Raw genomic sequence first — 21,301 nt, forward strand, 5'->3', positions numbered from 1 at the left:
CCGATCGTCACAGGAGGCAGCCGGGCCCGAGCAGGCTCTTGAGCTCGCCGTAGAAGTCGGCGGTCACCTTGACGGGATACTGGCCGACCTCGAAGACGCGCCCGGTGCGCCCCTTCGTCAGCGTGATGCGCACCTCGGTGTCGCCCTGATGGCGAACGAGCACGTCGCGCAGGGCCTGGGTCGTCTCGTGCGTCGCCCGATGGTCCGGGATCGTGATCCGCACGATGCCGGTGTCCTCGTCCTGACCGAGCTCGGGGGTGATGACGCTGTACGCGTGCAGGTTCATGCCGTCGTCGCGCATGCTGACTCGACCCCGCACGACCGCGATCGAGTCCGACTGCAGTCCCGGCGCGAACTCCTGGTACGCCTTGCCCATGAACATCACGGTGATCTCGCCCGAGAAGTCCTCGACGGTGATCATGCCGTACTGGTTGCCCGAGGCCTTCGCGATGCGGTGCTGCACGCTCGTGACGAGGCCGGCGACCGTCACGGTGTCGCCGTCCTGCGTCGTGTCGGAGCTGGTGAGGTCGAGGATCGTGGTGGACGCATGCTTCGCGAGCGGGGCTTCGAGACCGTCGAGCGGGTGCTCGGAGACGTAGAGCCCGAGCATCTCGCGCTCGAACGCGAGCTTCTGCTTCTTCGGCCACTCGGGGCGATCGGGCACGAGCGACGGCGCGGCGTCGCGCTCGTGGTCGTCGAAGAGGCTGTCGAAGTCGAAGCCGAAGTCGCCGACCTCCTCGGCGCGCTTCTCCTTCACGACCGATTCGACCGCGCCCTCGTGGATCTCGACGAGCGCACGACGCGTATGGCCGAGCGAGTCGAACGCCCCCGCCTTCACGAGCGACTCGACCGTGCGCTTGTTCGCGACCTGGAGCGGGGACTTCTTGAGGAAGTCCTGGAACGACTCGAATCGGCCCTTGGTCTCGCGCGCGCCGCGGATCGCGTCGACCACATTGAAGCCGACGTTGCGCACCGCGCCGAGCCCGAAGCGGATGTCCTCGCCGACGGCGGCGAAGTAGCCGATCGACTCGTTCACGTCGGGCGGCAGCACCTTGATGCCCATGCGTCGGCACTCGTTGAGGTAGAGCGCGAGCTTGTCGCGGGCGTCGCCGACGCTCGTGAGGAGCGCAGCCATGTACTCGGCCGGGTAGTGCGCCTTCAGGTACGCGGTCCAGTAGCTCAGCACGCCGTAGGCGGCCGAGTGGGCCTTGTTGAACGCGTAGTCCGAGAACGGGAGCAGGATCTCCCAGAGCTTGCCGATCGCCTCCTCGGAGTAGCCGTTCGCCTTCATGCCCCCTGCGAAGCCCTCGTACTGCTTGTCGAGCTCCGACTTCTTCTTCTTGCCCATGGCGCGACGGAGGATGTCGGCCTGACCGAGCGAGAACCCGGCGACGCGCTGCGCGATCGCCATGACCTGCTCCTGGTAGATGATCAGGCCGTAGCTGGTGTCGAGGATGTCTTTCAAGGACTCCGCGAACTCGGGGTGGATCGGCGTGATCTCCTGCAGGGCGTTCTTGCGCAGGGCGTAGTTCGTGTGCGAGTTCGCACCCATGGGGCCGGGGCGGTACAGGGCGATGACGGCCGAGATGTCCTCGAAGTTGTCTGGCTTCATGAGGCGCAGCAGCGCACGCATCGGCCCGCCGTCGAGCTGGAACACGCCGAGCGTGTCGCCCCTGCCGAGCAGCTCGTACGCACCCGCGTCGTCGAGCTCGAGGTCTTCGAGCACCGGGCGGATCCCGCGGTTCGCCTCGATGTTGTCGAGCGCGTCGTCGATGATCGTGAGGTTGCGGAGCCCGAGGAAGTCCATCTTGATCAGGCCGAGCGACTCGCACGCCGGGTAGTCGAACTGCGTGACGATCTGTCCGTCTTGCTCGCGCTTCATGATCGGGATGATGTCGATCAGCGGATCGCTCGACATGATCACGCCTGCCGCGTGCACGCCCCACTGGCGCTTCAGGTTCTCGAGACCGAGCGCGGTCTCGAAGACGGTCTTCGCCTCGGGGTCGGTCTCGACGATCGCGCGGATGTCGCCGGCCTCTTTGTAGCGGGGATGCTTCGTGTCGAAGATGCCCGTCAGCGGGATGTCCTTGCCCATGACCGCCGGCGGCATGGCCTTCGTGAGCTTCTCGCCCATCGAGAACGGGAAACCGAGCACTCGGCCGGAGTCCTTCAACGCCTGCTTCGCCTTGATCGTGCCGTACGTGACGATCTGCGCGACGCGCTCGTCGCCGTACTTGTCGGTCACGTAGCGGATGACCTCGCCGCGCCGGCGCTCGTCGAAGTCGACGTCGAAGTCGGGCATCGAGACGCGGTCGGGGTTCAGGAACCGCTCGAAGATGAGGCCGTGCTGCAACGGGTCGAGGTCGGTGATGCGCATCGCGTACGCGGCCATCGAACCCGCACCCGAGCCACGGCCGGGGCCGACGCGGATGCCGTTGTTCTTCGACCAGTTGATGAAGTCCGCGACGACGAGGAAGTAGCCGGGGAACCCCATCTGCGAGATGACGCCGACCTCGTAGTCGGCCTGCTTGCGCACCGCGTCGGGGATGCCGTTCGGGTAGCGCACGTGGAGACCGCGCTCGACCTCCTTCACGAACCAGCTCTGCTCGTCTTCACCGTCGGGCACGGGGAACCGGGGCATGTAGTTGGCGCTCGTGTTGAACTTCACGTCGCACCGCTCGGCGATCAGCAGCGTGTTGTCGCAGGCCTCGGGGTGGTCGCGGAACACCTGCCGCATCTCGGCCGGGGTCTTCAGGTAGAACTCGTCGGCGTCGAACTTGAACCGGTTGGGGTCGTCGAGCGTCGATCCCGACTGCACGCAGAGCAGCGCCGCATGGCTCTTGGCGTCGTGCGCATGCGTGTAGTGCAGGTCGTTCGTCGCGACCAGCGGCAGGTCGAGTTCCTTCGACAGCCGGATCAGGTCGCTCATGATGCGACGTTCGATGCCGAGCCCGTGGTCCATGATCTCGGCGAAGTAGTTCTCCTTGCCGAAGATGTCGCGGTAGTCGGATGCCGCGCGCAACGCCTCGTCGTACTGCCCGAGCCGAAGACGGGTCTGCACCTCGCCCGACGGGCACCCCGTCGTGGCGATGAGCCCCGACGAGTACGTGGAGAGCAGTTCGCGGTCCATGCGGGGCTTGAAGTAGTAGCCCTCGATCGAGGCTCGGCTCGAGAGCCGGAACAGGTTGTGCATGCCCTCGGTGTTCTGCGAGAGGAGGGTCATGTGCGTGTAGGCACCCGAGCCGGAGACGTCGTCTCCGCCGCCGTTGCCCCAGCGGATGCGCGTCTTGTCGCCGCGGTGGGTGCCGGGGGTGATGTACGCCTCGGTGCCGATGATCGGCTTGATGCCCGCGTCGGTCGCCTGCTTCCAGAAGTCGTAGGCGCCGAACACGTTCCCGTGGTCGGTGACCGCGACGGCCGGCATGCCCTGCTCCGCGGCGGCGGTGACGAGCTCACCGACCCGGGCCGCACCGTCGAGCATCGAGTACTCGCTGTGCACGTGCAGGTGGACGAAGGAATCGGTGGCCACTGGGCTCCTCTTCGGATGCTGCGGGGTGGTTCTCGGGGGTGGTTCGAGTCTAGGCCGACCCGCCGTCAGCACGGCCCGGTCGACACGGCCCGGTCACTCGCCGCGGAGTGTCTCGAGCGCCGCCGCGAGGTCGGCGGGGTACTCGGACTCGAACGTCACCCAGTCGCCCGTCGCCGGATGGGTGAGCGAGAGGCGGTGCGCGTGCAGCCACTGCCGGGTGAGTCCGAGGCGTGCCGAGATCGTGGGGTCGGCGCCGTACATGGCGTCGCCCACGCACGGATGCCGCTGTGCGGCCATGTGCACGCGGATCTGGTGGGTGCGCCCGGTCTCGAGGTGCACCTCGAGCAGCGAGGCGAACGGGAACGCCTCGAGCGTCTCGTAGTGGGTCACCGCGTGCTTGCCGTCGGCGGTCACCGCGAACTTCCATTCGGAGCGCGGATGCCGGCCGACCGGCGCGTCGATCGTGCCGGCCAGCGGATCGGGGTGCCCCTGCACGACCGTGTGGTAGACCTTCTCGACTTCGCGGTCGTGGAACTGCCGCTTGAGTTCGGTGTACGCGCGCTCGGACTTCGCGACGACCATGAGGCCGCTCGTGCCGGCGTCGAGCCGATGCACGACGCCCTGGCGCTCGGGAGCGCCCGAGGTCGAGATGCGGAAGCCCGCGGCGGCCAGGGCGCCGACCACGGTCGGACCCTCCCAGCCGAGCGACGGATGCGCTGCGACGCCCGCCGGCTTGTCGACGACCACGAGGTCGTCGTCGTCGTGCACGATGCCCAGGTCGGGCACCGGGATCGCGACGACTTCGACCGTGCGCGGCGGCTGCCAGCTCACCTCGAGCCAGCCGCCCGCGCGGAGCCGATCGGACTTGTCGAGCGTGCGGCCGTCGAGCACGACGCCCCCGGCCGCGGCGATCTCGGCCGCCTGCGTGCGGGAGAAGCCGAGCAGCTTCGCGAGGCCCTGGTCGACGCGGATGCCTTCGAGCCCGTCGGGGACGGGAACGGAACGGGACTCCATGACGCTCAGGCCTCGCGGACGACGGGCGCGACGCCGCCTGCGGGCGTTCCGCCCTCGGCGACCCCGCGCTCGGGGGCATCGCCCCGCGGTGCGTCTTCGGATGCAGCGGCCTCATCGGCCTCGGCACCCTTCGCGCCGCCCTTCACCTCGCGCGTGCCGTCGAGGCCGACGCCCCGGATCGTGAGGATCATGAACAGCACCATGCTCGACACGATCGCCATGTCGGCGACGTTGTAGATGGCGGGGATGAGCCACGGCGTCGAGATGAAGTCGACCACGTGCCCGAGGCCGAAGCTCGGCTCACGCAACAGGCGATCGGTCAGGTTGCCGAGGACGCCGCCCAGCAGGAGGCCGAACACGAGCCCCCATGCCTTCGAGCGGATGCGCCGGGCGAACCAGATGATGAACGTGATGACGCCTGCGGCGAGGATCGTGAAGATCCACGTCATGCCGCTCGCGAGCGAGAAGGCAGCTCCCGGATTGCGTACGAAATGCCACTGAAGCAGGTCGCCGAGGACCGGCACCGTCTCGCCCTCGGTGAGGTTGGAGACGACGAGGAACTTCGCCAGCTGATCGAGCCCGTAGACCGAGAGGGCACCGATGGCGAGAACGACGAGTGCGGTCGAGGTTCCGGCCTTGGTGCCCCGCTCAGACTCCAAAGCCCTGGAAGGTGGGCGTGGGTGCCTGCTCGTTGGAGATGCCCGACGGGGACTGGAAGCCCTGGTTGTCGGAGACCTGCACCGGTGCGGCCGTGTCGAGGTCGCGGAGCTGGCCCTCGATGTAGCTCTTCAGCTTCTGGCGGTACTCGCGCTCGAACAGGCGAAGGCCGTCGACGCGCTTCTCGAGCGCCTGGCGCTCCTGGTCGAGCACGCCGATCTGCGCACGCTGCTTGGCCTCGGCCTCGGCGACGACACGGGCCGCGGTCGCGTGGCCCTCGGCGATGAGCGCGTCGCGCTTCTCGATGCCCTCGCGCACGTGCTCCTCGTGGAGGCGGCGCGCGAGCTGCAGCAGGTTGGTGGTGCTCGTCTGCTCGTCGATCTCGGACTGCACGACGGGTGCGGGCACCGCCACGGCGACGGTCGGCGGCTGCGGTGCGGGCTCCGTGAACGAAGGTGCGGCTGCGGCCGGCGCGGACGCTGCGGCCTTGGCTGCCTCTGCGGCCCGTGCCTCTGCGGCCGAGACGCGCTGGCGCAGCTCTTCGTTCTCCTGATTCAGCCGACGAAGCTCGACCACGACCTCGTCGAGGAAGTCGTCGACCTCGTCTTGGTCGTACCCCTCGCGGAATTTCGTCGCCTGGAAGCGCTTGTTGACCACATCTTCCGGAGTTAGCGCCATGGCTTCTCACCCTCACATCTTCGAACTGTTCGTTGCGTTCTGCTAAACGGTAGCAAAGTCCACCCGGTTCCCCCAGTGCCGCCCACAGGCGTTGCACCGGGTTCGCAGGAGATCGTCAGGCGACGGCCGCGAGCCAGGAGACCACGGTCATCGCGACGATGACCACGAGCATCGCGAGCGACCACCCGAGGTCGAGTGCGACCTGCCCGATCCGGATCGGAGGAATCAACCGCCTGAAGAGCCGGACGAGCGGGTCGGTCACGGTGTACACGAGTTCGACCACGACCAGCCAACCGCCCTGGGGACGCCAGGATCGGTTGAAGGTGCGGATCAGGTCGAGCACGAAGCGCGCCCACATCACGAAGAAGTAGAGGACGAGCAACGAGTAGAGGATGTTCCAGACGACGGACAACACGCCTACCGACGACTACGCGTGCGTGAAGAACGACGCATCGACGTCGCCTTCGGCCTCACCCGTCTCGCCCGACACGACGACGTGCGACGGCGAGAGCAGGAAGACCTTGCTCGTGACCCGCTCGATCTTGCCGTGCAGGCCCTGGGACAGGCCGCTGGCGAAGTCGATGAGTCGACGCGCGTCGCCGTCGGACATCTGGGAGAGGTTGATGATGACCGGGACTCCCTCTCGGAAGGACTCGGCGATGACCTGCGCGTCGCGGTACTGACGCGGGTGCACGGTGAGGATCTCGTTCATCTCCGCCTGCGGGGTGCTCGGTTGGATGTGGGCCTTGCGGAGCGGCGTGACGGCCGCACCGGTCTTCGGGGCCGGCGCTGCGTGCACGACCGGCGTCGCCGGTGCCGGCGACTCTCTGGGCTCGGCCTCGAACTCCTCGTCTGCGAGGCCGAGGTAGACCATGGTCTTCTTGAGCGGGTTGGACATCGCTGCCTCCGTCTGTGTTCCGTCTCTTCGAGGCTAACCGGCGATCGGCCGATTGCCGGTGATTGCGGTGCCGATCCGCAGGTGTGTCGCGCCTTCGGCGACGGCGTCCTCGAGATCGTGGCTCATCCCCATCGAGAGCGAACGGGCCTCGGGCGCCATCGGCAGGACGAATCGCTCGGAGAGCTCGCGCACACGTGCGAAGGCCGGACGAGCCGGTTCGTCGAGGGGCGCGACGGCCATGAGGCCCAGCAACCGCAGGCCGGGCGTCGCGAGCACGTGCTCGACGAGCCCCTCGAGCTCGTCGGGGGCGACGCCTCCGCGGCCGGGGTCGTCGGTGAGGTTCACCTGCACGAAGCAGTCGATCGAGGTCTCGTCGGAGCGCAGCGCGTCGACGAGGGCGGCACGGTCGATCGAGTGGATCGCATCCGCGTACGCGCGCACCTGGCGGGCCTTCTTGCTCTGCAGCTGTCCGATGAAGTGCCAGCTGAGATCGAGGTCGGCCAGCTCGAGGGCCTTCGCCTGCGCCTCCTGATGCCGGTTCTCGCCGACATCCGTCACGCCCAGGGTCGCGAGGTCGCGCACGAGCGAGGCGGGATGGAACTTCGTCACCACGATGGTCCGGATGCCGGCCGGGTCGCGGTCGGCGAGGCGGGCGGCCTCGCCGACGCGCGACGCGACGGCCCGCAGTCGCGCTCGCAGGTCGTCGACTCCCGCGGAGCGCTCGTCGGTCACTTCAGGAAGTCGGGGATGTCGAGGTCGTCGTCGGCGGAGTCGAACGCCGGGTCGGAGACGATCTGGTCGGCCGTCGAGGTCTCGGGCCCGCCCCAGTTCGCGGTCTCCACCAGCTCGTCGATGTCGATCTCGCCGATGACGTCTGCGGAATCGGCTCCGCCGCCCGCAGCAGCGCCTGCACCGACCCCCACCGAGGCGGCCGCCGGCACGAGCTGCTCGCGTCGCACCTCGACCGGCTTCGCGTTGGGCTCGCCGCCGTCGAAACCGGCGGCGATGACCGTGACGCGCACCTCATCGCCGAGCGTGTCGTCGATGACGGCACCGAAGATGATGTTGGCCTCGGGGTGCACGGCCTCCTGCACGAGCCGCGCGGCGTCGTTGATCTCGAAGATGCCGAGGTTCGAACCGCCCTGGATGGAGAGCAGCACGCCGTGCGCGCCGTCGATCGAGGCCTCGAGTAGCGGGCTCGCGACCGCGAGCTCGGCCGCCTTGATGGCTCGATCGGCCCCCCGCGAGGACCCGATGCCCATGAGCGCGGAACCCGCGCCCTGCATGACCGACTTGACGTCGGCGAAGTCGAGGTTGATGAGACCGGGGGTCGTGATGAGGTCGGTGATGCCCTGCACACCGGCGAGGAGCACCTGGTCGGCCGTCGCGAACGCCTCGAGCATCGAGATGCCGCGGTCGCTGATCTCGAGCAGGCGGTCGTTCGGCACCACGATGAGGGTGTCGACCTCTTCCTTCAGGCGGGCGACGCCCTGCTCGGCCTGGGTCTGTCGGCGCTTGCCCTCGAAGCCGAACGGCTTGGTGACGACACCGATGGTGAGCGCGCCGATCGACTTGGCGATGCGTGCGACGACGGGCGCGCCGCCCGTGCCGGTGCCGCCGCCCTCTCCGGCCGTGACGAAGACCATGTCGGCGCCGGCCAGCGCCTCCTCGATCTCCTCGGCGTGGTCTTCGGCAGCCCGGCGACCGACCTCGGGGTCGGCTCCTGCGCCGAGGCCGCGGGTCAGGTCGCGACCGACGTCGAGCTTGACGTCCGCGTCGCTCATGAGCAGCGCCTGCGCGTCGGTGTTGATCGCGATGAACTCGACGCCGCGAAGGCCGAGCTCGATCATGCGGTTGACGGCGTTGACGCCGCCGCCGCCGATGCCGACCACCTTGATGACGGCGAGGTAGTTCTGGTTAGTCGACATCTCCGGCCCTCCGTGCGAACTCTGAACTTTGAACCTCAAGTCGAAGGTTAAAGTCTTGCCGAGTATGCAATTCCTGGTTTCGAAGGTAAGCGGATCGCGCACCTCGTGCGGCAAGGCACGCGGGCGTGTCGCGAACACCCTCGCTCGATTGACGCGCACGACGAAGCGGAAGCACGAGCGAACCCCCGATCACATCGTGACCGGACTCGTCGGCGCTGAGACATCGTACAGGGACACCGACCCCGGTGGCGCGGCGGCGAGGAGCGCGGCCAGCACGTCGGCCTTGAGGCCCGACTCCTCGGCGCTCCCCCACACGACCTTCGCGTCGCCGACCTGCAGCGTGACATCGTCGGCGGTCTCGGCCGAGGCCGCCGTGACCTGGGCCCTGACGTCGGCCGGCAGGGCACGGACGACGCTCGCGACCGCGCGGAACCCGTCGCCCGAGACGCCCCCGTCGACCGTGATGAGCGGCTGGCCCTCGGGCCTCGACTCGGGCCGATCCATGACGACGCCCGCGGCGTCGACGAGCGCGAGTCCGTCGTCGGTCTCGATCACGCCCACCGGCGTGCGCTCCACGATGCGCACCACGAGCGTGCCGGGCGGCACCGCCTCGGTCTGGTACGTCTCGATGAGCGGGAACCCCGACATCGCCTCCTGCACGCTCGCGCGATCGACGAGGGCGAGCGGCGTGCCCAGCATGGGCTCGAACGCGGCGGCGACGTCGGCCGCCTGCACCCTCGAAGCACCCTCGACCCGGACGTCGCGCAGCGCCATGATCGGCGAGTAGGCGCCGATCAGCACGGCGACGACGAGCAGGCCGACCGCACCGAGCGAGACGCCCCACGCGAGCCTTCGCCGCCTCGACCTGACCGTGAAGCGGCGCACCTCCGCCCGCTCGTACCGGCGTCGGGCCCGAGTCGCCTTCGCCAGTGCGCGCCGCGCAGCCCAGCCGCCGGGCGTCCCGGACGGTGGCGCAGAGGTCGCACGGGCCGTCTCCGCGCCGACGGATGCCGCCCCGATCGGGTCTGCTCCGGCCGTGCCGGCCGCAGTGTCGGCGCCGACGGGTCGTTCGGAATCCTCGTGCGGGTCGCTCGCGCGAAGTGGTCTCTGTGCCCGGAGCGGCTCGATGCGCTCGGTGCGCGCCGAGGCGGAGGCCGGATCGGAACCGGCGCCCGGTGCGGCCGTCGAGGGCCGTCGGGACGCGCCATCCGCTCGCCGACGACGTGCGGCGGACTCGTTCGACGCAGGGGGCGCCGTCGGCCTCGCGTCGGCCTGCGCCTTGCGCTGCGCCGCGTCGGGAGCCGCCTGGCGCGGCTGCGCCGGGCGTTCGAACCCCTGCGGCCGCTTCACGCGGTGGGCGCCCTCATCCGAGCTCGCGTTCGAGCGAGCCGAGCAGCTGGGGCACGATGCGGTAGACGTCGCCGCACCCTAGCGTGATGACGAAGTCGCCCGACCGCGCGATCTGCGCCGTGTGGTCCGCGGCGGCCTGCCAGTCGGCGATGAACGCGACGTGCTCGGGGTGCGCGAAGCGCTCGCTCACCAGTGCACCCGTGACACCGGGGACCGGGTCCTCACGTGCACCGTAGACGTCGAGCACGACCGTCTCGTCGGCGTACTGCTCGAGCACCTCCGCGAACTCCTTCGCGAACGCCTGCGTGCGGCTGTAGGTGTGCGGCTGGTGCACCGCGATGATCCGTCCGTCGCCGACGACCGTGCGCGCGGCGGCCAGGGCCGCTGCGACCTCGGTCGGGTGGTGCGCGTAGTCGTCGTAGACGCTCACGCCGCCGACCTCGCCGTGCAGCTCGAACCGGCGGCCCGTTCCGGCGAAGCGCGCGATGCCCGCGAGGGCCGCTGCGGGGTCGAACCCGAGGCCCGTGAGCACGGCGAACGCTCCGGCGGCGTTGATGGCGTTGTGGTGCCCGGGGATCGCGAGGCGGGCCTCGTAGGTCGCCCCCTCGTAGTCCACGGCGAACGCGACCGGGCCGTCGGTGACGACCGAGTGCACGCGGACCGTCGCGTCGGCCGCCTCGCCGAACGTGACGACGCGATCGTGCGACAGTCGCTCGTGCACGCGCACGGCGCCGGCGTCGTCGCTCGAGATGACGACGAACTCGCGTGCCCGGTCGGCGAACTCGACGAACGCCTGCTCGAACGCGTCACGCGAACCGTAGTGGTCGAGGTGGTCGGGATCGACGTTCGTGATGAGCGCGACCGACGTGTCGTAGAGCAGGAACGAGCCGTCGGACTCGTCGGCCTCGACCACGAAGAGCTCGCCCTCGCCCGAGGCCGCGCTCAGTCCGAGGTCGGCCAGCACGCCGCCGTTCACGAAGCTCGGGTCGGCGCCGAGCGCGAGCAGGCCGGTCACGATCATGCCCGTCGAGGTCGTCTTTCCATGCGCGCCCGCCACCGACACGAGGCGCTGCCCGGCGATGAGCGCGGCCAGCGCCTGCGACCGGTGCAGGACCGGCAGCCCACGCGAGAGCGCGAGCCGGTACTCGGGGTTGTCCTGCCAGAGCGCGCCCGTCACGACGACGGTGTCGATGTCGTCGCCGAGGTTCGCGGCATCGTGCCCGATCGCGATCTCCGCGCCGAGCTCGCGAAGCGCGCCCACGTTCGCCGAGTCGCGCACGTCAGAGCCTGTGACGCGGTGTCCGGCGCCGAGGAACAGGCGCGCGATGCCGCTCATTCCCGAACCGCCGATGCCGACGAAATGCACGGCGCCGAGCTCGGACGGGATCGAGGTGGACAGGTCGGGCTTGATGGTCACGGCATTGCTTTCTCTGGGCTCTGGGCGGTGCTGCACGGGCCGGCGTCATCGGGCTGCGGCCGAAGGTTCTTAAGCGTCGGATGCCGCGGCATCCGACACCTCCACGTTACGCGTCTGCGGCGGTGCCGCCGGCATTCGCACCCGACGCGGCGTCGATGAGGTCGATCATGCGATCGGTGCCGTCGCGGTGGCCGACGGATGCCGCCGCTGCCGCCATACCGGCCACGCGCCCCTCGTCGGCGAGCAGCGGCAGCACGGTCTCGGCGACCCATTCTGGCGTGAAGTCCGCATCGTCGACGAGGACGGCCCCGCCCGCGGCGACCACGTCGGCCGCGTTGAACCGCTGCTCGCCGTTGCCCACGGGGTAGGGAACGAGCACCGACGGGATGCCGAGCGCCGCGAGCTCGCTCACCGTCGCCGCGCCAGCTCGGGACACGGCCGCGTCGGCGACCGAGAGCGCGAGGTCCATGCGATCGGCGTATTCGAGCATGCGGTAGTCGGCGATGCCGGGATCGCTCACGTCGGAGTTCGCACCCGTGATGTGCAGCACCTGCCAGCCCGCAGCCGTGACCGCCTCGGCCGAGGCCGTCATCGTGCGATTGATGCGCCGTGCGCCGAGGGATCCGCCGGTGGCGAGCAGCACGGGCCGGTCGGGATCGAGGCCGAAGAACTCCGCAGCGGTGCCCCGCAGCGCGGCGCGGTCGAGCTGCTCGATCTCGCGGCGCAGCGGCATGCCGACGACCTCGGCGTGCCGCAGCGGGGTGCCGCTGAACACGACGCCGACGGTCTCGGCCCACCGGGAACCGAGCCGGTTCGCGAGGCCCGGCTTCGCGTTGGCCTCGTGGATCGCGACGGGCACGCCCAGACGTCGCGCCGCGAGGTAGGCCGGCGTCGACACGTAGCCGCCGAATCCGACGACGACGTCGACGCCCCGTTGCGTGATGATCTCGCGCACCTCTGCGACCGAGTCGCGGAAGCGCTTCGGGAACCGGACCGCCGCCCCGTTCGGACGACGCGGGAACGGCACCTTCGCGATCGTCAGGAGCTCGTAGCCGCGAGCCGGCACGAGCCGCGCCTCGAGACCCTCGGCCGTGCCGAGCACGAGCACCTCGGCACCCGGGTCGCGCTCGCGCAGCCGATCGGCGACGGCGAGCAGCGGGTTCACGTGGCCGGCGGTGCCTCCGCCGGCCAGCAGGTAGACGGTCATCGCGTGCGCCCGGCGCGAGCGGCGGACCGGGCTGCGAACCGTGCGGCCGCGCGCGCGGTCGCGGCGGGATCGCGGGCGACCGAGAGCACGACGCCGATCGCGAAGAGGGTCGTGACGAGCGCCGTTCCGCCCGCTGAGACGAGCGGGAGCGGAACGCCGAGGACGGGGAAGACACCAAGCACGACACCGATGTTGACACATGCCTGGCCGATGACCCACACCATGACGGCGGCCGTGACGGTCTTCGCGAACGGCGTCTGCGCCGAGCGCAGCACGCGCGCGAACGCGACCGCGAGCAGCACGAACAGCGCGATCACGACAATGGCCCCGATCAGGCCCAGTTCCTCGCCGATGATCGCGAAGATGAAGTCGTTGTCCGCTGCCGGCAGCCACGACCACTTCGCCGTCGAGTTGCCGAGGCCGACGCCGAAGATCCCGCCGTTCGCGAGCGCGAAGCGTCCGTGCTGGATCTGCCAGCAGTCGTCGCCGGATCCCTGCTCGCAGTTCTCCTGGAGGAACGCGGTGATGCGGCGCATGCGGTTGTCGCTCGAGACGGCCACGATCACGAACACCGCGGCGCTGATCAGCACGGGCGGCAGGAGCAGGCGGAACCGCACGCCGATGAGGAACAGCGTTCCGAGCAGCATCGCACCCATGATCATGACGGTTCCGAGGTCGCCGCCGAGCAGCACGAGGCCGATCGCGCCGCCGCCGACGAGCAGGATCGGCAGGACGCCCTTACCGAAGTCGCCCAGGTACGCCTGCTTCTTGGTGACGATGAGGCCGAGCCAGATGACGAGCGCGACCTTGATGATCTCGGACGGCTGGAACTGCACGCCGGCGAGGTCGAGCCAGTTCGTGTTGCCGCCGACCTCGACGCCGAGGGGCGTCGCGACGACGAGCACCTGAAGGACGCAGGCCCCGATGAGCAACGGCCAGGCCATCCGCATCCAGAATCGTTCGGGCATGCGGCTCGCGATGAGCATGACGGGCAGTCCGATCAGGGCGAACATCCCCTGCCTGGTCGCCTGCACGAAGAAGCCGCCGTCCTCGAGGCGCGACTCCACCGTGGACGACGAGAGCACCATGACCAGGCCGAAGAGCACGAGGAAGACGACCGTGCTGAGCAGCAGCAGGTAGTCCTTGGACTCGACCCTGAGTACCCGGCCGAGGCGGATGCGGGCCGCGACGCCGCCGCGATCAGCCTCGGGTATCGGGTTCGTGCGGGCCGTGCGGGGCGGAGTCGGCATCCGCCTCACCATCCAATCGTGCTCGTACCGCCTGCTGGAACCGCCGGCCCCGATCGGCGTAGTCGGCGAACTGGTCCATCGACGCGGCGGCCGGTGCCAGCAGCACCGTGTCCCCGTCTTCGGCGATCGACTCGGCGAATCCGACGGCCAGTGCCATGACCGTTCCAGTGTCATCGGCATCGACCTCGAACAGCGGCACGTCGCTCGCGTGTCGGGCGAACGCGGCGACGAGCGCCTGCCGATCGACGCCGATCACGACTGCGGCCCTGAGGCGCCCGGCGTGCGCGGCGACGAGCCCGTCGACGTCGACGCCCTTCAGCAGGCCGCCGACGATCCACACGACGCGTGGGAACGCCCGCAGCGACGCCTCCGCCGCGTGCGGGTTGGTCGCCTTCGAGTCGTCGACCCAGCGGATGCCGCCCGACAGGGCCACCGTCTGGATGCGATGCGCGTCGAGCGTGAACTCGCCGAGCGCGTCGTGGATGACGCCGACCGGCACGCCCGCGGCTCGCACGAGGGCCGAGGCGGCGAGGATGTTCGCGACGATGTGCGGCGCGGCGAGCCCGCGCGGCTCGAGCTCGTCGACCGTGATGATCTCGAGCGCCGTGGAGTGCCGTTCGTCGAGGAACGCCCGGTCGCACAGGATGCCCTCGACCAGGCCGAAGTCGCTCGGACCCGGCACGTCGAGTCCGAAGCCGATCGCGCGGGCTCCCTCCTCGACCTCGGCGTCCTCGACCATGCGACGCGTCGCCTCGTCGGCGCGATTGAACACGCAGGCGATGCGCGTATTGGCGTAGACCTTCGCCTTGGCGGCACGATAGGCGTCGGCCGAGCCGTGCCAGTCGAGGTGGTCGTCGGCCACGTTCAGGCACACGCTCGCGAGCGGATGCAGCGCGCCCGGCCCCTCGATCGGCAGCGCATGCAGCTGGTAGCTCGAGAGCTCGACGACGAGCACGTCGAACCCGCCGGGATCGCGCACGGCGTCGAGCACCGGAACGCCGATGTTGCCGCATGGCGCAGCACGCAGCCCGTTCGCCGCGAGCAGGGTCGCGGCGAGCTGCGTCGTCGTCGTCTTGCCGTTCGTGCCGGTGACGAGGATCCAGTCGGCCGCGTTCACCTTGTCGCGCACGCGCCAGGCGAGCTCGATGTCGCCCCAGACGGGCACGGCCGACGACGCGGCCCACTCGAGCACGGCGTTGTCGGGGTGGAACCCCGGCGAGGCGACGACGAGTTCGGGCGCGAAGCCGACGATGTCGTCGGGCACCGAGTCCAGCGGATGCCGCAGCACCCGGACGCCGATGACGTCGAGGATCCGGCCGCGCTCGTCGTCGACGTTCGTCGCAGCGAGCAGCACCTCGGCGCCGAGCTCCGCGAGCGTGTCGGCGACCGCGAAGCCGGTGACGCCGGCGCCGAGCACGAGCACGCGCAGGCCGCTCCAGTCGGCGTGCCAGCTCGTCAGGGAGTCGAGGCGGCCGCCACCGGCATCCGCTCCGGTCATCGTTGCAGCCACTCGAAGTAGAAGGCGCCGACGCCCGCGGCGACGAACATGCCCGCGATGAGCCAGAAGCGCACGACGATCGTGACCTCCGCCCAGCCCTTCAACTCGAAGTGATGATGGATCGGACTCATCAGGAAGATGCGTTTGCCGCCGGTGAGCTTGAAGTACGCGCGTTGCACGATCACCGAGCCGGTCTCGATGACGAAGATGCCGCCGATGAGCACGAGGAGCAGTTCGGTCTGGCTCACGATCGCGAGCGCCGCGAGTGCACCGCCGAGGGCGAGCGAGCCCGTGTCGCCCATGTAGATCTTCGCCGGGTTCGTGTTCCACCACAGGAACCCGATGAGGCCTCCGACGATCGCCGACGCGACGATCGCGATGTCGAGCGGGTCGCGCACGTCGTAGGCGCGGTACGCGTCGCTCGGATTCAGGTTCGGTCCGAACGCGGACTGGTTGAACTGCCAGAACCCGATGATGATGAAGGACCCGATCGCGAGCACGGATGCGCCCCCGGCGAGGCCGTCGAGACCGTCGGTCACGTTGACGCCGTTCGAGGCGGCAGCGGTGATCAGGCAGATCCAGATGACGTAGATGATCGTGCCGAGGACCGTCCCGAAGACCATGAAGTCGAGGGGCAGGTCGCGGATGAACGAGATGCTCGTGCTCGCGGGCGTCACGCCCTCGGCGTTCGGGAAGTTGATCGCGAGCAGGGCGAACGCGGCCGCGACCGCGGTCTGCCCGGCGACCTTCGCCCAGCCGCCGAGCCCGAGGCTCTGCTTCTTGCGCGTCTTCAGGAAGTCGTCGAGGAAGCCGACGAACCCGAGCCCGACCATCATGAACAGCACGAGGAGTCCGGTAGCCGTGGGCTTCTCGTTGCTGAGCAGCAGGGTCGCGACGAAGTAGCCGAACAGCGTGCCCAGGATGAAGACGATGCCGCCCATGGTGGGCGTGCCGCGCTTGACGTGATGGCTCTGCGGGCCGTCGTCGCGGATGAATTGGCCCCAGCCCAACTTCACGAAGAGCCGGATGAACAGCGGGGTCAGGAACAGCGTGAAGGCGAGCGACAAGGCGCCGGCGCTCAGAAGTGCTCTCACGAGAACCATTCTCCCAGTCGGTCGCCGAGGTGGCGCAGACCCGCCGAGTTCGACGATTTCACCAGCACGGTGTCACCGGGCCGGGCGGACGCGACGACGAGGTCGTACGCCTCGTCGGCCGTCTCGACGTAGGCCGACTCGCCGTCCCACGATCCCTCGTTGATCGCCGTGATGTGCAGCCGACGCGCACCGGGGCCGACGACGACGAGCTGCGAGACGCCGAGCCGCACGGCCAGCAATCCGATGCGGTCGTGCTCCTCGCCAGAGAACTCCCCCAGCTCGCTCATCTCGCCGAGCACGGCGATCGTCTGCGTGCCGGGCGCCTTCACCTGGGCGAGGGTCTTGATCGCCGCGCTCATCGAGTCGGGGCTGGCGTTGTAGGCGTCGTTGATCACGGTGATGCCGTCTCGGCCGCCCATGACCTGCATGCGCCATCGCTCCGCGAGGGTGACCTGCTCGAGCGCCGCGACGATGTCTGCGAGCGGCACGCCCAGCTCGACGGATGCCGCGACGGCCGCGAGCGCGTTCATGACGTGGTGCTCGCCGAGCACGCCGAAGCGCACCGATGCGGATTCGCCGCCCGGCACGTGCACGGTGAATTCGGTGCCGCGCGCGTGCACCTGGACGTCGGTCGCGCGCACGTCGGCACCGGAGCCGAGGCCGAAGGTCACGACGCGAGCCGAGGTGAGCCGGGCCATCGGGGCCACGCGAGGGTCGTCGAGGTTCAGCACCGCGACATCCGTCGGCAGCAGGTCCGTGACCATCTCGGACTTCGCCCGGACCGTCTGCTCGATGCCGCCGAACTCGCCCGCATGGGCGAGTCCGACCTTCAGCACGATGCCGATGTCGGGCCGGGCCATGCGCACGAGTCGGGCGATCTCGCCGACGCCGGACGCGCCCATCTCGGCCACGAGGTACTTCGTGTCGGCCTCGAGGGCGAGCATCGTGATCGGTCCGCCGACCTCGTTGTTGTACGAGGCGCGCGCGGCGACCGTGGGGCCGACGCGTTCGAGCACGGCGCGCAGCAGGTTCTTCGTCGTGGTCTTGCCGTTCGAACCCGTGACTCCGACGATCTTCAGGTCCCCCGCCGCGCGGACGCGTGCGACCACCTCGGTCGCGAGGGCGCCGAGCGCGACGACCGAATCGTCGACGACGATCTGCGGGACCTCGAGGTCGAGCTCCTGCTCGACGACCAGCAGGGCCGCACCCTGCTCAGCGGCGGCCGGAGCGAAGCGGTGTCCGTCGTCGAACTCGCCTCGCTTGGCGAAGAAGACGTCGCCGGAGGCGATCTCCCGCGAATCCGTGGTCACGGCGCCGTCGACGATCGTGTCCGCCGTGGCATCCGTCGAACGAAGTCGAAGGGACCCGTCGATCGCCGTGGCGATCTCGTGCAGGCTGAGGGAGATCATGCAGGCCAACCGGCTTCGCGCAGGGCCGCGCGCGCATCGTCTCGTGCTGAGTAGGGGATCTTGACGCCTTTCACTTCGTGGTAGTCCTCGTGGCCCGGGCCGGCGTAGAGGATCGCATCGCCGTCGCCCGCGAGGGCGAGCGCGGCGCGGAACGCGGCGCGCGGATCGGCGATCTCGTGGAGCTCGCGGTCGGGTACCGCGGCTCGCGCACCCTCGATGAGCGCCGCGCGGATCGCCGCCGGGTCCTCCCATCTCGGGTGGAAGTCGGTGATCACGACGGCATCGGCGCCGCGGGCGGCGATGGCGCCCATGTCGGCGCGCTTCGTGGTGTCCCGGTCTCCGTCGGCGCCGAACACCATGATGACGCGCCCCGTGGTGGTGCGGCGGATCGCGTCGAGCGTCTGCAGGAACGCGTCGGGGCTGTGGCCGTAGTCGATGTAGACGATCGGGCCCTGGTCGCCCGAGATGCGCTCCGCGCGGCCGGGGATGTACGCGTCGATGCCCTCGGTGCCGAGCGCCGCCGCGATGCGGTCGAGGTCGTAGCCTGCCTCGACGAGCATGACGATCGCGAGCGCCGCGTTCGCGGCCATGTACCAGCCGAGCAGCGGCACGCGGGTCTCGAGGCTTCGCCCGTCGGGCCCGTCGAGGCGGAACGCCGTGAACGCCGGCTGCTCGTCGAGCACGGTGATGCGCCAGTCGGCCTCGATGTCGGGCTTCGTCGTCAGCGTGGTCACCGGCACGCGCGCGTCTTCGACCAGCCGGCGGCCCCATGCGGAGTCGACGGTGACCACGCCGCGCCTGGCGCGCTCGGGCTGGAACAGGTCGCGCTTCGCCTCGTAGTAGACGTCCATCGACGCGTAGTCGTCGAGGTGGTCGTGCGTGAGGTTCGTGAACCCGGCGACGTCGAACACGAGTCCGTCGACGCGGTGCCGCGACAGCGCCTGCGCCGAGACCTCGACACCGACGGCACGGACTTCGACCTCGCGCATCCGTGCGAGCAGTGCGTGCAGTTCGCTCGCCTCGGGCGTCGTCAGCGAACTCGTGACCGCCTCGTCGCCGATGCGGCGCTCGGCGGTCGACGTGAGTCCGGCGACGACGCCGAGCTGTCGCAGGATGCCGTAGAGCAGGTAGACCACGCTGGTCTTGCCGTTCGTGCCCGTGACCGCGAAGAGGGTCGCCGGGTTCTCGTCGGTGCGGTGGATCCAGGCCGCGACGTCGCCGAGCGCGGCGCGGGCGTCATCGGCGACGAGCACCGGCAGGCCGGACTCCGCGGCCAGCTCGGCGCCCGCGGCATCCGTCAGCACGGCCACGGCGCCCGCGTCGCGAGCTGCGGCGGCGTACTGCGCCCCGTGCGCGTTGCGCCCGGGCACGCCGACGTAGAGGTCGCCCGGGCGCACCGTGTTCGACGAGAGCACGACGCCGGTGACCTCGAGTTCGCCCAGCTCGCCGCGCACCTCGAGGCCGAACGAGTCGGCGAGGCCGCGGAGCGATCGCGGCGCGGGGTGCTGCGGCCGGAGGGCCGTGGGAGGCGATCCGGTCACGAACCCAACTTTCTCACCAGTTTGCTGGCAGGTCAGGCGCCGCAGCGCCGGATGGAATGGTCCGATACTTCTTCAGCACCTGGCTCATGACCTGTTGGAAGACGGGAGCCGATGCGGCGGACGAATTCATCTTAACGGGATCCATGATGCTCACCGAAACGACGAACTCGGGATCGTCGGCCGGCGCGAACCCCGACACCGACACGAGATACCCCGTGAGGTACCCGCCGTTGCCGTCGGCGACCTGGGCGGTTCCGGTCTTCGCGGCGACCCGGTAGCCCGGGATGTTCCACTCGTCGGCGAGCCAGCCCTTGGTGTAGACGTTCTCGAGCATCTGGCTCGTCTCGTTCGCCGCCTGCTCGCTGATCACGCGCGTGCCCTTGGCCGACGGCTTGGTGACCGTGCCGTCGGCATCGGTGCAGCTCTCGACGAGCTGCACGGGCATGCGCACGCCGTCGTTCGCGATGGTCTGGTAGGCGCTCGCGATCTGCACGGCGGTCGTCGTGAGCCCCTGGCCGAACATCGTCGTGTACTTCGTCTGGTTGTCCCATTCGTCGGGACCGCCGTTCAGGTCGCCCGACTCCTCGGCGGGGAACCCGACCTCGCTGACGCGACCGAAGCCGAACTTCTGCATGTACTCGAACCGCGCCTGGTCGTCCATCTGCTCGCCGAACTTCGCCGTGGCGGTGTTCGACGAGTCGATGAGCGCACCCGTCAGCGTGTACGGCGTGTCGTCGTGGTAGAAGCTGTCGCGGAAGTTCGCGCCGTTCGGTGCGTCGTACGAGTAGGGGGCGATCACCTGGCTCAGCGGGTTCGCCTTTCCGGCGTCGATGAGGGATGCCGCGGTGATGGCCTTGAACGTCGAGCCCGGCTCGAACGGCGCGGTGAACGTGCGCGAGCCGCGGTCGGCGGCGTCGGTCGCCGACGGGTCGTTGGGATCGACGGTCGGCACGTCCGCGACGGCGAGCAGCTTGCCGGTCTTCGCCTCCATGACCGTCACGGTCGCCCACTGCGCGCCCACCGCGAGCCGCTGGGCCTGGGCGATGCGCTGCACCTCCCATTGCAGGTCGGCGTCGATGGTGAGCTTCAGCGTGCCGCCGTCCTTCGCCTGCTTGTGCACGACCTCGGTTCCGGGGATCTCGACCCAGTCCTGCAGGCTCGGGATGAACGTGACCTCGCCGTCCTCGCCTGCGAGGCAGGCGTCCTGGCCCAGCTCGAGTCCGGCCTGGGCGCCGCCGTCTTCGCCGACGAAGCCCAGCAGGTTTCCGGCGACCGCGCCGTTCGGGTAGCTGCGGCTCGGATGCCGGGACTGCACCACCCAGGGGATGCCGAGCGCATCGACCTTCTCGTAGGTGTCGACGTCGACGAGCTTCGCCACGTACGCGAAGTCGGAGTCGGGGTCCTCGGCCAGCGCCGACGCGATGATGCCGAGCACCTGGTCCGCGGTGAGCCCGACGACCGCGCCCAGCTCGGCCGCGATCTGCTCGAGCGGCACCTCGACGCGAACGGTCTTCGTCGGGTCGGCGGGATCGGGCTCCTCGCGTACGACATCGCCCTTCTTCGCGTTCTTGGGCGACAGGGCCACGTCGTAGCGCATGACGCTGTCGGCGAGCACGGCGCCGTTGCGGTCGAGGATGTCGCCGCGGGCGCCGTACACGGTGATGGGCGCGGTCGAGCGCACCTCGTCGGCCTGCTCGTTGAGCGCCGACGCCCGCAGGACCTGGATGTCGACGAGGCGAACCACGAAGAGCCCGACGAGCACGACGAGCACGAAGCCCGCTGCGAGGATCCTCCGCATCGGGTGACGACTGATGCGGTTCACCTGGATCCC

17 protein-coding genes are annotated in these 21,301 nt (G+C 69.7%); all 17 read right to left on the bottom strand.

All coding sequences use genetic code 11. The features are described from left to right. Positions 1-7: 7 nt before the first annotated feature. Complete coding sequence (gene dnaE, locus BM342_RS12220) at positions 8-3,481, bottom strand: DNA polymerase III subunit alpha (RefSeq protein ID WP_369823157.1); 3,474 nt, start codon at positions 3,479-3,481, stop codon at positions 8-10. 141 nt (positions 3,482-3,622) lie between these two features. Beyond that, entirely contained in the window at positions 3,623-4,543 is a 921-nt protein-coding gene (locus tag BM342_RS12225; RefSeq protein ID WP_092966071.1) for an RluA family pseudouridine synthase, read from the bottom strand. Positions 4,544-4,548: 5 nt separating this feature from the next. Beyond that, complete coding sequence (lspA, locus tag BM342_RS12230; RefSeq protein ID WP_092966073.1) at positions 4,549-5,202, bottom strand: signal peptidase II; 654 nt, start codon at positions 5,200-5,202, stop codon at positions 4,549-4,551. Then, positions 5,192-5,878, bottom strand: coding sequence for a DivIVA domain-containing protein (locus BM342_RS12235; protein ID WP_092966075.1), 687 nt, complete (start codon positions 5,876-5,878; stop codon positions 5,192-5,194). Before BM342_RS12235 ends, lspA begins: the two co-directional genes overlap by 11 nt. Positions 5,879-5,993: 115 nt before the next feature. Then, positions 5,994-6,293 (bottom strand): YggT family protein, encoded by a 300-nt coding sequence (locus BM342_RS12240; protein ID WP_369823138.1) that lies wholly within the window; start codon positions 6,291-6,293, stop codon positions 5,994-5,996. A 12-nt stretch (positions 6,294-6,305) separates the two neighbouring features. Then, on the bottom strand, positions 6,306-6,776 hold the full coding sequence (locus BM342_RS12245) for a cell division protein SepF (protein ID WP_092966077.1): 471 nt from the start codon (positions 6,774-6,776) through the stop codon (positions 6,306-6,308). 33 nt (positions 6,777-6,809) lie between these two features. Then, positions 6,810-7,508 carry a YggS family pyridoxal phosphate-dependent enzyme gene (locus BM342_RS12250; protein WP_092966079.1) on the bottom strand — a complete coding sequence of 233 codons (699 nt, stop codon included), beginning with the start codon at positions 7,506-7,508 and terminating at the stop codon, positions 6,810-6,812. Further along, positions 7,505-8,704 carry a cell division protein FtsZ gene (gene ftsZ / locus BM342_RS12255; RefSeq protein WP_092966081.1) on the bottom strand — a complete coding sequence of 400 codons (1,200 nt, stop codon included), beginning with the start codon at positions 8,702-8,704 and terminating at the stop codon, positions 7,505-7,507. The genes BM342_RS12250 and ftsZ overlap by 4 nt, the downstream gene beginning before the upstream one ends. Positions 8,705-8,893: 189 nt before the next feature. Then, positions 8,894-10,054: a cell division protein FtsQ/DivIB gene (locus tag BM342_RS12260; protein ID WP_092966083.1), complete on the bottom strand. Its 1,161-nt coding sequence runs from the start codon at positions 10,052-10,054 to the stop codon at positions 8,894-8,896. 13 nt (positions 10,055-10,067) lie between these two features. Next, positions 10,068-11,471, bottom strand: a complete 1,404-nt coding sequence (murC, locus tag BM342_RS12265; protein ID WP_092966085.1) for a UDP-N-acetylmuramate--L-alanine ligase — start codon at positions 11,469-11,471, stop codon at positions 10,068-10,070. Between the two features lie 106 nt (positions 11,472-11,577). Next, on the bottom strand, positions 11,578-12,678 hold the full coding sequence (gene murG / locus BM342_RS12270) for an undecaprenyldiphospho-muramoylpentapeptide beta-N-acetylglucosaminyltransferase (protein ID WP_092966087.1): 1,101 nt from the start codon (positions 12,676-12,678) through the stop codon (positions 11,578-11,580). Then, complete coding sequence (gene ftsW / locus BM342_RS12275; RefSeq protein WP_092966089.1) at positions 12,675-13,928, bottom strand: putative lipid II flippase FtsW; 1,254 nt, start codon at positions 13,926-13,928, stop codon at positions 12,675-12,677. Before ftsW ends, murG begins: the two co-directional genes overlap by 4 nt. Continuing rightward, positions 13,879-15,426 carry a UDP-N-acetylmuramoyl-L-alanine--D-glutamate ligase gene (gene murD / locus BM342_RS12280; RefSeq protein WP_092966091.1) on the bottom strand — a complete coding sequence of 516 codons (1,548 nt, stop codon included), beginning with the start codon at positions 15,424-15,426 and terminating at the stop codon, positions 13,879-13,881. The genes ftsW and murD overlap by 50 nt, the downstream gene beginning before the upstream one ends. Continuing rightward, on the bottom strand, positions 15,423-16,520 hold the full coding sequence (gene mraY, locus BM342_RS12285; protein WP_092966856.1) for a phospho-N-acetylmuramoyl-pentapeptide-transferase: 1,098 nt from the start codon (positions 16,518-16,520) through the stop codon (positions 15,423-15,425). The genes murD and mraY overlap by 4 nt, the downstream gene beginning before the upstream one ends. Continuing rightward, positions 16,517-17,929: a UDP-N-acetylmuramoyl-tripeptide--D-alanyl-D-alanine ligase gene (murF, locus tag BM342_RS12290; protein WP_092966093.1), complete on the bottom strand. Its 1,413-nt coding sequence runs from the start codon at positions 17,927-17,929 to the stop codon at positions 16,517-16,519. Before murF ends, mraY begins: the two co-directional genes overlap by 4 nt. Next, positions 17,926-19,470 carry a Mur ligase family protein gene (locus BM342_RS12295; RefSeq protein WP_092966095.1) on the bottom strand — a complete coding sequence of 515 codons (1,545 nt, stop codon included), beginning with the start codon at positions 19,468-19,470 and terminating at the stop codon, positions 17,926-17,928. The genes murF and BM342_RS12295 overlap by 4 nt, the downstream gene beginning before the upstream one ends. A 13-nt stretch (positions 19,471-19,483) precedes the next feature. After that, positions 19,484-21,292: a peptidoglycan D,D-transpeptidase FtsI family protein gene (locus tag BM342_RS12300; RefSeq protein ID WP_255368719.1), complete on the bottom strand. Its 1,809-nt coding sequence runs from the start codon at positions 21,290-21,292 to the stop codon at positions 19,484-19,486. Positions 21,293-21,301: the final 9 nt, after the last annotated feature.

The organism is Agromyces sp. CF514 (assembly GCF_900113185.1).
In the GTDB taxonomy this organism is placed as follows: domain Bacteria; phylum Actinomycetota; class Actinomycetes; order Actinomycetales; family Microbacteriaceae; genus Agromyces.